Source organism: Pseudomonas frigoris (assembly GCF_047758635.1).
GTDB classification, from domain to species: domain Bacteria; phylum Pseudomonadota; class Gammaproteobacteria; order Pseudomonadales; family Pseudomonadaceae; genus Aquipseudomonas; species Aquipseudomonas frigoris.
Genome location: NZ_CP180479.1, coordinates 930,650 through 943,428, shown reverse-complemented (window position 1 = coordinate 943,428; position 12,779 = coordinate 930,650). Strand labels below are relative to the sequence as shown.

Below are 12,779 nucleotides of genomic sequence, written 5' to 3'. Positions count from 1 at the left end.
CACGCTCCGATCAGACCGGCCGACAGATCCAGTGCAAGTAGCGCCCAAGCCCGGCAAAGCTTGGGTGACGACGGTGGGCCAGTTCCATTTCCAGCAAGTCCACCAGTTCGGCGCGGGCCTGGAATTCCACTGGCATGTAGTCGTGAAAAACCCGCACCCCGCTCTGGGTTTCGACCTGCCACAGGCCTTCAAGTTGCGCCGCCAGTTCGCGCGGATCAAGGGGCTGCTGCGGAGTGAGGCTTTGCTTTTCGCCGGCCATGTCGTTCTTGCGCATCTTGCGGAAATGGCCTTTGAGCAGGTTGCGATAGATCAACGCATCGCGGTTGTAGAAGGCCAGGGACAACCATCCATCCTGCTTGGTCAACTGATGCAGCACCGGCAGGATTGCGTGGGGTTCGGCCAGCCATTCCAACACGGCGTGGCACAGCACCAGGTCGTAGGGCTCGGTGAGTTGGCCGAGCAGATCCTGCCACGGTGCCTGAATGAACGTCGCTGTTTGCCCGGCGTCGGCGAAACGCTGACGGGCGCCTTCGAGCATCGGCTCGGCGGGCTCGGCCAGTGTGACCTCATGACCACGTTGGGCGAGCCACAACGACATGTGGCCCAGGCCGGCGCCGATATCCAGTACGCGCAACGGTCGGTCCGGCAAGGTTTCGGCCAGGTCGGCCTGAAGCACCGCCAGACGGATCGCGCCTTTGGCACCACCGTAGATTTTTTCGGCGAAGCGGGTCGCCAGTTGATCGAAATGACGGTCGCTCATCAGCTGAACCTCCGTTCGCTGTCCGCGAGTTTGCTGCGCACCACTTCATTCATGTCCAACCCCAACTCGCTGCACAGCAACAGTAGATAGAGCACGATGTCGCCGATTTCCTGCCCGGCATGGGCCAGTGTGTCCGCCGGCAACTGGCGCGACTGGTCTTCGGTCAGCCACTGGAAAATCTCCACCAGCTCGGACATTTCCACGCTCGCGGCCATGGCCAGGTTTTTCGGGCTGTGAAATTGCCGCCAGTCATTGCGGTCACGGATGGCGTGCAGGCGTTCGGTCAGTTCAACAAGGTTCATCGGGCTCTCCTGAAGGCGTATAGCTTCGGGGGGATGACGGGGGAAGGCAAGCGTCTCGGTGCGGCGCGGATCTTTGCACCATAATCAAAAGATCGCAGCCTGCGGCAGCTCCTACGGGAACTCGGCACCCTGCTCGATAGCCCAAGGCTCAAGTCCGGCAACCACGCCACCACTTTCATCAAGGACGCTCACGACATGCAGGTAGAAAGTTTTTTCGAATGGCTCGGCCAGGCACTTGGTTCGGTTATCCGTTTCATCGTTGACGGCCTCAGTGGCTTGTTCAATCTGTTGAGCCACGCCGGCAGCAACTTTGTCGAAGGGCTGTCCCGTGCGCTGGGCATGGACACGTCGATCATCAGCATCATTGCGCTGATTTTGGGGTTGATGCTGTTGTGGTCGGCAATTCGGGCGTTCATGAATGCGTCGATCATCATGGGGATTATCTGGTTGCTGCTGGGGTTGTGGTTGTTGAGCTGGATAATCCACTAACATCCACAATCCCCTGTGGGAGCGAGCTTGCTCGCGATGGCGTCGGCACATCCGGCATTACCTTGACTGACACACCGCTATCGCGAGCAAGCTCGCTCCCACATTGGATCGCGGCGTTTCCTAATGTGTCGCTACAATGCCGCTCCCCCAAGGAGCCTGCATGTCCAACCTGATCGCCGACTGGCGCGACCGCCCTACCCATCGTCGAGTCTGGGCGCTCGCCGCGCCGATGATTCTCTCGAACATTTCCGTACCGCTGGTGGCGCTGGTCGACAGCACCGTCATCGGCCACTTGCCCCACGCCCATCAGTTGGGCGCCGTCGCGGTCGGGGCCAGCCTGTATACCTTTCTCGCGTGGGCCATGGGTTTTCTGCGCATGGGCACCACGGGGTTCGCAGCACAGGCCGCCGGGCGTGGGGACGGCGCGGCATTGCGGCAGATCTTGCTACAGGGTCTGTTGCTGGCCATGGGCCTGGCCATTGTCCTGGGAGCACTGGGTGTACCGTTGAGCGGGGTTGCGCTGCATTTCATGCAGCCGTCGGCGGAGCTGGATCAGCTGACCCGCGAGTTTTTCCACACACGCCTGTTCGGTTTGCCGGCAGCACTGGCCAGTTATGCGCTGGTCGGCTGGTTCCTCGGCACTCAAAACGCCCGGGCGCCGCTGGCCATTCTGCTGAGCACTAACCTTGTGAACATCGCGCTGAACCTGTGGTTCGTTCTCGGGCTGGAATGGGGTGTGGTCGGCGCGGCCCGAGCGTCGGTGATCGCCGAATGGACCGGCGCGCTGATCGGCCTGCTGATGACCCGCAACGCCCTGCGCGCCTATCCCGGTCACATCGCCTGGGCCGCGCTGGCGTTGTGGCAGAGCTGGCGGCCGCTATTGGCGGTCAACCGCGACATTTTCATCCGCAGCCTGGCGCTGCAATCGGTGTTTTTTCTGATCACCGTACAAGGCGCGCGGCTGGGTGATGCCACCGTCGCCGCCAACGCGCTGCTGCTCAATGGTTTGCTGCTGACCGCCCATGCGCTGGACGGCCTGGCCCACGCGGTGGAGGCCCTTTGTGGGCATGCCATTGGTGCTCGCGATCGAGAGGCCCTGCGCCGCTCATTGGTGGTGGCTTGCGGCTGGTCGTTGCTGGCGAGTCTGGGCTTTGCCGTGCTGTTCCTGTTCGCCGGGCATTTGTTTATCGAGATGCAGACCAACATTCAGAGCGTGCGCGACACGGCGTTCATCTACCTGCCCTACCTCGCCGCGCTGCCGCTGATTGCGGTCGGGAGTTACCTGCTCGACGGGTTGTTTATCGGCGCCACCCGTGCCCGGGAAATGCGCAACGGCATGCTGCTGACGGTGGTTTTGTTGCTGCCGTTCGCTTGGGCGCTGCAAGGTTTGGGCAACCATGGACTGTGGATAACCTTTCTATTGTTCATGTTGCTGCGCAGCCTGACCCTCGGCACGTTCGCCTGGTATCTGCACAAAAACGACGGCTGGTTCGCAGGCAAAGCTCACTGAGTCGGCGTGGCTTTGACGAAGGCCGTGACCACATCCAGCACCGGAGCCAAACCGCGCATCGGCCGGGACAGCGTCGCCACCAGCGTGGCGTGGCTGGTGCGCGAGAAATACAGGTCCTGCACCGGCACGCCCGCCTCGCGCAGTTTGCGTGCAAGACCACCGGTGTTGCGGGCCGGGTTGACCAGCTCATCATCGCTCGCAGCGATCAACAAGGCCGGCGGCGCGCCACGACTGACATGGTTGATCGGCTGCGACCGGGGTGGTGAATCCGGCCAGAAAAACACCGGGCGCACCTGCGGATTCTTGATCGGCAGAAAATCATAAGGCCCGGCCAGGCCGATCCAGCCGCTGAGGTTGTGCGGCGACAGGCCCACCGCCCCCAGTAACCCGGGGTCCAGCGCCAGCATCGCGACGTTGTAGGCCCCGGAACTGTGGCCCATCAGATACAACCGCTGTGGGCTCCCGGAATATTGACGAATGTGCTCATGGGTCCAGGCCACGGCCCGGGCGCCATCTTCAAGGAACAGCGGATAACGCACCTGCGGATACAACCGATAGTCCGCCAGCACCGCAATAATTCCCCGGGACGCCAAGGCCTCGCCGACAAAAGCGTAATCGCTGCGTGAACCGCTGTTCCAGCTGCCGCCGTAGAAAAACACCACCACCGGGGCGTTTTCCATGGGATGGCGCGGTGCATACACATCGAGTTTTTGCCGCGGGTCAGGACCGTAGGCAATGCCCTCGGTCTTGTCGTAGGTTGTGTCAGGGGTCAGCGCATTGAGCAACTTCAGCGGCGAGCACGCCGTCATCACGGCCAGCAATACGCCGCCGACTATCAGGCTGAACAAGCGCCGCGTGGTGCTCGCCATCGATGTTGAACCTCGTGTTCAGGGTTGATCGTTCTGCCACAGGTTGCGCAGGCTATCGAGACGCTCCTGCTGGGTGAGTCCCGGCAATGCGTGCCCAGGCAAAGCGCCGGGGTACTGCAAGCGTAGCCATAACCAGTCATCGAGTACCGGGCGCTCGGTAAAATCCAGCGCCAGCCCTTCCTGCACGAGGGACCACAGCGTGTTGTAGTCAGTCCCTGTAGATCGACTCCAGTGCCAGGCATGTTGCTCCAGCAGGCAGGTTTGCAGTTTTTCCTGCTGACGAGGACTGAGGTTTTCTTCAACTGCCAAAGGGCTGACGGCAAGCCCCGGATTGACCAACTGCTGCCAGCCCTGACTGCCGATCGCGCGGTCCGCCCACGTCCCGCCGAACCAGCGCAATTGGCTGAAAGGACCCAGCCAGCGACTCAGCTCCTGCGCATCGCAGGCATCGAACAAGTAACTGGCCGTTTGCGGGTTGTAGTAACTCAACAAAGCTCGGTGATGCAGACCGAACGTGACCGTGAGCATGCGGCGCAAATGCTCCAGCAACAGAGGCGACGACACCTCGCTGGCCATCAGCAAGCCTCGCCAGAGGGGCACTTCGCTGTCACATAACCCGACCAGCGCAGGGCATGTCCGAAGGTAGATCAGGGCCGGGCCGTGTTCACGCAACGCATGCCACTCAGTACCTTCGAACAACCAGAACCACTGGGCATGCGCAAACTTCTGTTGCAGCATCGCCCCCGCCTGTGGCGCACCCGGTACATCCAGCAATAGCCATTGCGGGGTCGCGGCGATCATGCCGCACCGCTCTGGCCAAACTGCATCGCTGCCCGGCAGGTGCAGAGGGCCTGCGTGCAATGGCTGAAACTGCCGCCACCGGGCAGCAGACATAGCAACATCAATGGCTCGCTCGATTGCAGAAACTCCAGCAAGCCCTCGACGTCATCTGTCGCGGATGTGCGCGGTGCGCCGACCTCCTCAGCGCCTTCAACGGACGAAGGGGCGTGAAGAAACCCGGTAATCAGCGGCTGATCCGGATCCCCCTCGATAAAGCTCACCACCACCTCAGCCCCCTCACTCAACTGCGTGACTGCCGCGTCGCCCAGTACAGCGGCCAACGGCAGCCAACAGTGGCTGGGCGCCGCACCCTCGCCCTGATAGAGCCAGTCAAATTGCACGGCAACCGGTCTGGACGGATCGGGGCGTGACTCATCAATGTCGACCACCCAGGCCCGTTGCAGGCTGTGCATTCTGGGTTTCACAGCAGAATGAGGTGACACAAATGGCACCTCCCCGTGAATCGCGCGGATCTGGTTGCTGTAGGACGCCGTTAAATCCTGGCTGCCCTGATGCTCCACATGGGTCAGCAGCCAGAGATGATTCCAGTCGGCAATCGGATGGCCGGACACCGACATCAACTGACCGCTGCGCAGCGCCGTCAAGTCCGTCCGACCTTCGGCAATCGGCGCGGTTCGTTGCCCAGCGCACCCCAGAAGCTTGAACTGACGCACGGCCGATTGCTCACTATTTACATTGAAGACCGCGCTCTCACCGAATCGAAAGTGCCCCTGACCATCACCGAAAACCACGCAATGCCCGCGCTCGCCGTGTTCGAAATGGTAGTGAAGCCGTTCCTGGGCACATAGACGCTGGATAAATTGCAGGTCTGATTCTCGGTACTGCGTACAGAAATCACGGGGCGGGTAATCGCCACTCAGCTCAAAGCGCCGACTCTTGCCGGCAATACCGTGCTCCTTGAGCACCTGACTGAGGATTTGCGGCACCGAGCGCGCGCTGAAAATTCGCTGGCTAAAGCGCAGGGAAAGGCACGCCAGCTTCGGCCCCAGACGTACGCGGCAGAGCCTGACAGCCGGGTCATGATCACGCTGGACGAGTTCATGCAATTGTCCGTGAAAGCCGTTTCCCGCGGGCCCGACATGCAGAAAGGCCGGACGGTACAGCAGGCTTGCAAGGTCGAGTGTCGGGTCATCGATCAGCAGATCCATGTCGAACACAAAAGGCTCGCTGATGGCTTCACTACCGGTAAACGCCAAGACCTCAAAGGGGTCGGGCAGACCCTCTACATCCAGACGAAATGACGGCTCGTTGACTGGATCGAACATCGGCGATTCTCTACAGGAGGGGCGGCCGGGGATTCTCTCCGAGAGAGTTGGCCGAGTAGAGTGCCGAAGTACAACTTAGGAAATGACCTACGCGAAAAGAAGACCACATCGCTTGGATGGCCAAGAATGTAAGTCATTTCGCTTGAAATCAGAGAGGCATCCCACCAAGTCATCTGAAATTTCCGCTACGTGCGGAACATTTTCAGACAACTTGATGGGAGCGGTGCCTTACCTCAAGAAGACAGGTAAGAGGAACGGGTCAGACCAAGACGCAGCGCGTCGAGGAACTGGGTACGCTCGGCGGCGGTGATGCGGGCACTGGCGCATTTGTCGCGGTAGTGGGTCATCAACTCTTCCGGCGACAAGTGCACGTAGCGCAGCATGTCTTCGATGGTGTCGTGGGTTTCGATACCTGCGTGGTACACGCTGCCGTCAGCGTTCTGGTAGATGTTCACCGAGTCGGTGTCACCGAACAGGTTGTGCATGTCGCCGAGGATTTCCTGGTAGGCGCCGACCAGGAAGATACCCAGCAGGTAGTCTTCACCGTCGTTCAAACCGTGAACCGGCAGGCTGGTTTCGATGCTCTGCTCGTCGACGTATTGCTTGATCTTGCCGTCGGAGTCGCAAGTCAGATCTTGCAGTACGGCACGGCGCAGCGGCTCTTCGTCGAGACGGTGCAGCGGCAGGATCGGCAGGACCTGGCCGATGGCCCAGGTGTCCGGCAGGCTCTGGAATACCGAGAAGTTGCAGATGTACTTGTCGGCCAGCTTGTCGTTGAGTTCGTCGAGCACCTGACGGTGCGAACGCTGACGAGCCTTCAGCGAGTTGTGCAGGCGACGGCATACCGCGAAATAGCATTGCTCGGCCAGGGCTTTCTCGGCCAGGGTCAACTTGCCATCGGCGTACTGGGTGGCGATGTCGCTCATGTAGTGAGTGGCGCGCCAGTAGGTTTCGGTGACCATCTCGATGTCGGTCGGGCCCAGCAGGTCAACCAGCCACTGCACGGTTTCCGGCAGTTCTTCCTTGTTGTCGATCTGCGGCACGTCGTCGTTGTGTTTCTCGACGTCGGTCACTTGCACCACCAGCATCGCGTGGTGAGCGGTCAGGGAACGGCCGCTTTCGGAGAAGATGTTCGGGTGCGGCAGGTTCTGCGCGTCGCAGAATTCCTTGAGCATCCCGACCACGACACCGGCGTAATCGTCCATGTCGTAGTTGATCGAGCTGGCGTTACGCGAGTGCGTACCGTCGTAGTCCACGCCCAAACCGCCGCCGACATCGATGTGATCCACCGGCAGGCCAAGGTTGCGCAGTTCGCCGTAGTAACGAATCGCTTCCTTGAAGCCGTGCTGGTAGTCCGCCAGGTTGGCGATCTGCGAGCCCATGTGGAAGTGCAGCAGGCGAATGCCCTGATCCAGGCCAGCCGCGCGGAAACGCTCGACCACCGACAGCAGTTGCGCCGCCGACAGACCGAACTTGGATTTCTCGCCACCGGTGTCAGCCCATTTGCTCGACGCCAGGGATGACAGACGCACGCGCAGGCCTACCTGTGGCTTGACCTTCAGCGAGGCGGCTTCTTCGATCACCAACCCGACTTCGGATTCTTTCTCGATCACGATGAACACGTTGTGGCCGAGCTTCTGGCCCATCAGCGCCAGACGAATGAATTCGCGATCCTTGTAACCGTTGCAGACGATGGTGCCGCCCTTCGGCGCCAGGGCCAGCACGGCCAGCAGCTCAGGCTTGGAGCCGGCTTCAAGACCAATGGACACGTCTTGGGTCGCGATGATGTTCTCGATCACCGCTTCTTGCTGGTTCACCTTGATCGGGTACAGCGCGGTGTACTTGCTCTGGTATTCCAGGCGCTCGATGTTGGCGTCGAAGGCGCCGGTCAGCTGACGCACGCGGTCTTGCAGAATGTCAGGGAAACGCACCAGCAACGGCAAGGACAGGCCGCTTTTACGCAGCTGGTCGACTTGCTCGAACAGGTCGATAGGCGAACTGGTCGGACCGTTCGGACGAACTTCGACGCGACCGGCGTCATTGATCGCGAAGTACCCGGCCCCCCAATGGCGAATCCCGTAAACACTGCGGCTGTCCGCAACTGTCCATTGGCTGCCATCGTCTTTGCGTGTGCGTCGTACGGACATTGAAGTCCCCTATAAAGAAGTCATAGAGCGTCGCCTGGGTTCAGGCCGGCGCAGTCTAAAGAATGAAAATGACGGTTCGTCAACGAGGGGATAGACCTCGCTGACCGCAGTGAGTTTAGAAACCGGTCAGAACAGGCTCTGTGAAAACCATGTAGACGACGCCAGACCTGCTGTCAGGACTGGATCAAGCCGAGGGTGGTTTTCACAGAGGCTGCTAGCCGCCGGACTTCTTCGCTTTGAAACCGTGTTTGATCAGCTCGGCCAAGAGTAGCTCGACATGATCGCCCTGGATTTCAATGATTCCGTCTTTCAATGCACCACCGGTCCCGCAACGTTTCTTCAACGTGGTCGCCAGGTCCTTGAGTGCGTCTTCGGCCAACGGCACGCCGGTGATGGTGGTCACCGTCTTGCCGCCACGGCCCTTGCTTTCGCGACGCACGCGAGCGATGCCGTCGCCGGCCGGGATAACGGTCTGTTTGCAGATGCAGGCATCCACCGGTTGACTGCAATCCGGGCAATGACGACCTGCGTCGGTGGAAAATACCAGGCCACCAAGGGCGGCGAAGGATGCGGCTTTTTTGGCCACCGGCAATCCTCTTGGGAGGACAAAGACTGGTCGCGGCAACTTGGGCAAGTGCCATCGACCGCGAAGCCCCACTCAGGCAGGGGCAGCGCTACTGAAACGGTACAACTCTGTGTATGCGTGTAGGAGCTGTCGAGTGCAACGAGGCTGCGATCTTTTGATTTTGATTCAACGGTAAAATCAAAAGATCGCAGCCTCGTTGCACTCGACAGCTCCTACAAGGTCGCGCAGTGTAACGGCAAAAAGCCGACTTGCTAAGAGCCAATCGGCGCCAATTTATGCCTCTTTTGCGATGTCCGACCCACGGGCCCGAAGATACCGCTTCAACGCGGCCAGAGAGTCCGGGCAATAAGGCTTTTGCTGGATTTCCAGCAGGACCTGGTCGACGGGGATGAAGCGCGCTTCAAGGACTTCTTCGGGTTGCAGGATCAATGGACCGTCCCACACCGCCGAAAACGCCGAACACCAGAGCCGATTACCGGTGTCTTCGAAGAAAAAGTGATCATGGGCAGTCAGTTCCACACCGCTCACGCCCAGCTCTTCCTCCAGCTCGCGGGCAGCCGATTCGGCGTAGGTTTCGCTAGCGAGCACCATCCCCCCCGCCGCCACATCCCAGAAACCTGGATAAATGGCTTTGCTCAGCGTGCGTCGATGCACGCAGAGTTCACCGGCGCAATTGAACAGCATGATGTAAGTGCCGCGCCCGATCAGCCCGCGTTCACGCAGGTCGGAGCGGACCAGGGCGCCGAGCAGGTTGTCCTGCTCGTCGACCCAGGCGATCTGTTCGGCATCCGAGGCCGCGCGGTGCGCGACCTCTCTGGCGCTATCGACCATGACTTAGCCCTGATTGAGCAATTGACGCAAATCGATCACTGCGGCGTTGGCCCGGGAGATGTAGTTGGCCATGACCAGCGAATGGTTGGCCAGCACCCCGAAGCCGCTGCCATTAAGGATCATAGGACTCCAGACCGGTTCCTGCGAGGCTTCCAGTTCACGAATGATCTGACGCACGCTGACCGTGGCGTTCTTCTTGGCCAGAACATCGGCGAAGTCGACTTCGATGGCGCGCAGCAAGTGAGACAAGGCCCAGGCCTGACCGCGAGCTTCATAGAACACGTTATCGATTTGCATCCACGGGGTCTCGACGATCTCTTCGTCGACCTGCGGCACCTGACCCGGAGCCAGGACTTCGGTTTTCAGCGCGGTGTTGAGCTTGACCCGGCCTACGCTGGCCGACAGCCGTTGCGACAGCGAGCCCAAACGAGTACCGACATCGCCCAGCCAGTTGTTCAGGTTGTCGGCGCGAGCATAGAACAGCGCGCTTTTCTGACTCGGGTCGGACAGCCGCGCCTGATAACGGCTCAGGGAGTTGATGCCTTCCTGGTATTCGGACTCACTGGAGGGCAGCACCCAGCTCTTGTTGTCGAAGTTGAAGCGCGGCTCGGCCTTGGCCAGGTCAGCATCTTCGGTGGACTGCGACTGCGAACGGGCGAAGTCTTTACGCATGGCACGACTCAGGTCGCGGACCTGGACCAGCACGCCATATTCCCAGCTCGGCGTGTTGTCCATCCACAGGCCCGGCGGGAAACGGTCGTTGGAAATATAACCACCCGGTTTGCTCAGCAAAGTACCGGCGACGGTCTTGAGGGTTTCGACCGTGGTGTAGCCGATGACCATTTGCTTGCCTTCTTTCTCGGCGGCCATCTGGGCATTCTTCTGAACCGGGAACAGCGCAGGTTCCTGGCTCCAGTACCAGCCCAGCGCAATAGCCACCAACAAGTAAATGGCAATCAAAGTGGCCAGCGCCCGGCTGAACAACAGGCCACCCAAGTAACTGCGGGTGGCCGATTTCGGTTCAGCGGCACGTTCAGGGGTGCTGCCCGCGCGGTTCTTCCAGTCCAGCATGGCGATATCCTTTCAATCACTTGAGTTCATCGGTTCGACCACAACCCTATCTCATCGTGCCTCGTTTGCCGCGCATTAAATCCTGCGCAAACACCTACCCGCACAATGGCCACGATCGACGGCCACTATAAGTGAAGCACAGCGCTGAGCCTATGCGACCAGTCGGTCAGAAACTGAATAAGGTCGCTTTACAGTTAATTGATGTACGACACTCATGCGATGGAAAAGAGGTGCTAGCATAGAGCCACCAGTCGATCTCAGCATGCACCCTAACTAGTAGTCAGGATATGACCGAGCCAGAAGACCCCAGCCGTGAGCGCCTCAAGCACCACTTTGCCCAGCGGGTAATTCATCAGGCACGTCAAATTCTTGAGATATGGCAGCGCCTGCAACGCAGCGAGTGGTCCACCACCGACTTATCGGAACTGAGCGAGGCCAACCTGCGCCTGCTGCGTTTCGCCGAACGCTTCGATCAACCTGAACACACCCAACTGGCACGCCACATCGGTCAGTCGCTGGAGGCGGTCGACGCCAATCGCGGACGCCTGAGCAGCGGACTGATCACTGACCTCAATCGTTTGATGCAGCGCCTGTCGCGCACCGGTCTGCGCCACGGCGACCAACTCGAACAAACCTTCCTGCCGCCGCTGCGCAAGCCGGTCTACGTGATGCTGCAGGATTACGACCGCGCCGAGCGTCTGGCCAAGCAGCTGGAATTTTTTGGGCTCAGCGCGCAAGCCCTCGACAGCGTTGCGGCGTTCCGCTCTTCGATGGTCGAGCGCTTGCCTGCGGCGATCGTCATGGACGTGGACTTCAGTGGAGCCGGCATCGGCCTGAAACTGGCTGCCGAAGCCCAGGAAGGCCTTGATCATCAATTGCCGCTGTTGTTCTTCAGCCTGCACGAAACCGACACCCCGACCCGCCTCGCCGCCGTGCGTGCCGGTGGCCAGGAATTCCTGACCGGCACCCTCGAAGCCTCGAACCTGCTGGAGAAAATCGAAGTCCTGACCTGCGTCGCCCAGTACGAACCTTATAAAGTGCTGATCATCGACGATTCCCGCGCCCAGGCCCTGCACACCGAGCGCCTGCTCAACAGCGCCGGGATCGTCACGCGGACCTTGATCGAGCCGATCCAGGCCATGGCCGAGCTCGCGGATTTCCAGCCAGACCTGATCATCCTCGACATGTACATGCCGGCCTGCACCGGTACTGAACTGGCCAAAGTGATCCGCCACAACGACCGTTACGTCAGCGTGCCGATCATTTACCTGTCAGCCGAAGACGATCTGGACAAGCAGCTCGACGCCATGAGCGAAGGCGGCGACGACTTCCTGACCAAACCGATCAAGCCCCGACACCTGATCACCACCGTGCGCAACCGCGCGGCGCGGGCGCGCAATCTCAAGGCGCGGATGGTGCGCGACAGCCTGACCGGCTTGTACAACCACACCCACATTCTGCAATTGCTCGAAGACTGTTCGTTCCGCGCCCGTCGCGAGAACAAGCCGCTGAGCTTTGCGATGCTCGACATCGACCACTTCAAACGGGTCAACGACAGCCACGGCCACCCCATGGGCGATCGGGTGATCAAGAGCCTGGCGCTGTTTCTCAAGCAACGCTTGCGCAAAACTGATTTCATCGGCCGTTACGGCGGTGAAGAATTCGCCATCGTCATGCCGGACACCGATCTCGAATCGGCCCACAAAGTGCTCGACGAAATCCGTCGACGCTTTGCCGAGATTCACTACCCGGCTCAACCGCAGGACCTCTGGTGCACGTTTAGCGCCGGGGTGGTGGAACTGTGTGAAAACTCCGACAGCCTGATGATGGCCAGCCAGGCAGACGAAGCGCTGTACCGCGCGAAGGACGCCGGACGCAACCGCGTGCAGGCTGCGCGGACGTCAAAGCAAAGTGCCACCTTTTCATCGGAATCGACCCATTCGGTCATAACCCTGTAACACAAACGCAATAAATTCAGGCGCTTACCATTCTGCCGCTGGTAGACCCGCGATGCGCCTGAAGCTGCTGACCAATCTCAATACCCTCCTTTTAGTCGCCGTGTGCGTGGCCCTTGGCGCCACACTGTGG

The 12,779-nt window shown here is 60.3% G+C and carries 12 protein-coding genes; 3 read left to right on the top strand and 9 right to left on the bottom strand.

What is annotated here, in order from left to right:
* Nucleotides 1–10: 10 nt before the first annotated feature.
* Together ACMXYH_RS04225 and ACMXYH_RS04220 are read right to left on the bottom strand one after the other, a co-directional pair.
* Nucleotides 11–760, bottom strand: a complete 750-nt coding sequence (locus tag ACMXYH_RS04225) for a methyltransferase (RefSeq protein WP_129438807.1) — start codon at nucleotides 758–760, stop codon at nucleotides 11–13.
* Nucleotides 760–1,062 carry a MazG-like family protein gene (locus tag ACMXYH_RS04220; protein WP_129438809.1) on the bottom strand — a complete coding sequence of 101 codons (303 nt, stop codon included), beginning with the start codon at nucleotides 1,060–1,062 and terminating at the stop codon, nucleotides 760–762. The genes ACMXYH_RS04225 and ACMXYH_RS04220 overlap by 1 nt, the downstream gene beginning before the upstream one ends.
* Before the next feature lie 195 nt (nucleotides 1,063–1,257).
* Here ACMXYH_RS04220 and ACMXYH_RS04215 point away from each other — a divergent pair, with 195 nt between their 5' ends.
* Both ACMXYH_RS04215 and ACMXYH_RS04210 read left to right on the top strand, forming a co-directional pair.
* Entirely contained in the window at nucleotides 1,258–1,551 is a 294-nt protein-coding gene (locus tag ACMXYH_RS04215; protein ID WP_109627794.1) for a hypothetical protein, read from the top strand.
* A gap of 160 nt (nucleotides 1,552–1,711) precedes the next feature.
* Nucleotides 1,712–3,061, top strand: a complete 1,350-nt coding sequence (locus ACMXYH_RS04210; RefSeq protein ID WP_415766391.1) for an MATE family efflux transporter — start codon at nucleotides 1,712–1,714, stop codon at nucleotides 3,059–3,061.
* On the opposite strand, the gene ACMXYH_RS04205 is transcribed toward ACMXYH_RS04210, so the two are convergent.
* The 7 genes from ACMXYH_RS04205 to ACMXYH_RS04175 form a co-directional block, all read right to left on the bottom strand.
* A complete protein-coding gene (locus ACMXYH_RS04205) occupies nucleotides 3,055–3,930 on the bottom strand; it encodes an alpha/beta hydrolase (RefSeq protein ID WP_415766390.1) in 876 nt (291 codons plus the stop codon). The genes ACMXYH_RS04210 and ACMXYH_RS04205 overlap by 7 nt on opposite strands.
* A gap of 18 nt (nucleotides 3,931–3,948) precedes the next feature.
* Nucleotides 3,949–4,731, bottom strand: a complete 783-nt coding sequence (locus ACMXYH_RS04200; RefSeq protein WP_415766389.1) for a DUF4123 domain-containing protein — start codon at nucleotides 4,729–4,731, stop codon at nucleotides 3,949–3,951.
* Nucleotides 4,728–6,056, bottom strand: coding sequence for a contractile injection system protein, VgrG/Pvc8 family (locus ACMXYH_RS04195; RefSeq protein WP_415766388.1), 1,329 nt, complete (start codon nucleotides 6,054–6,056; stop codon nucleotides 4,728–4,730). Before ACMXYH_RS04195 ends, ACMXYH_RS04200 begins: the two co-directional genes overlap by 4 nt.
* Nucleotides 6,057–6,289: 233 nt before the next feature.
* Complete coding sequence (gene speA, locus ACMXYH_RS04190; protein ID WP_008153741.1) at nucleotides 6,290–8,203, bottom strand: arginine decarboxylase; 1,914 nt, start codon at nucleotides 8,201–8,203, stop codon at nucleotides 6,290–6,292.
* A 214-nt stretch (nucleotides 8,204–8,417) separates the two neighbouring features.
* Nucleotides 8,418–8,789: a translation initiation factor Sui1 gene (locus ACMXYH_RS04185; protein ID WP_007907444.1), complete on the bottom strand. Its 372-nt coding sequence runs from the start codon at nucleotides 8,787–8,789 to the stop codon at nucleotides 8,418–8,420.
* Between the two features lie 273 nt (nucleotides 8,790–9,062).
* A complete protein-coding gene (locus ACMXYH_RS04180) occupies nucleotides 9,063–9,620 on the bottom strand; it encodes an NUDIX hydrolase (protein ID WP_415766387.1) in 558 nt (185 codons plus the stop codon).
* A gap of 3 nt (nucleotides 9,621–9,623) precedes the next feature.
* Complete coding sequence (locus ACMXYH_RS04175) at nucleotides 9,624–10,691, bottom strand: DUF2333 family protein (RefSeq protein ID WP_415766386.1); 1,068 nt, start codon at nucleotides 10,689–10,691, stop codon at nucleotides 9,624–9,626.
* 287 nt (nucleotides 10,692–10,978) lie between these two features.
* Here ACMXYH_RS04175 and gcbA point away from each other — a divergent pair, with 287 nt between their 5' ends.
* Nucleotides 10,979–12,649 carry a diguanylate cyclase GcbA gene (gene gcbA, locus ACMXYH_RS04170; protein WP_134419939.1) on the top strand — a complete coding sequence of 557 codons (1,671 nt, stop codon included), beginning with the start codon at nucleotides 10,979–10,981 and terminating at the stop codon, nucleotides 12,647–12,649.
* Nucleotides 12,650–12,779 lie beyond the last annotated feature (130 nt).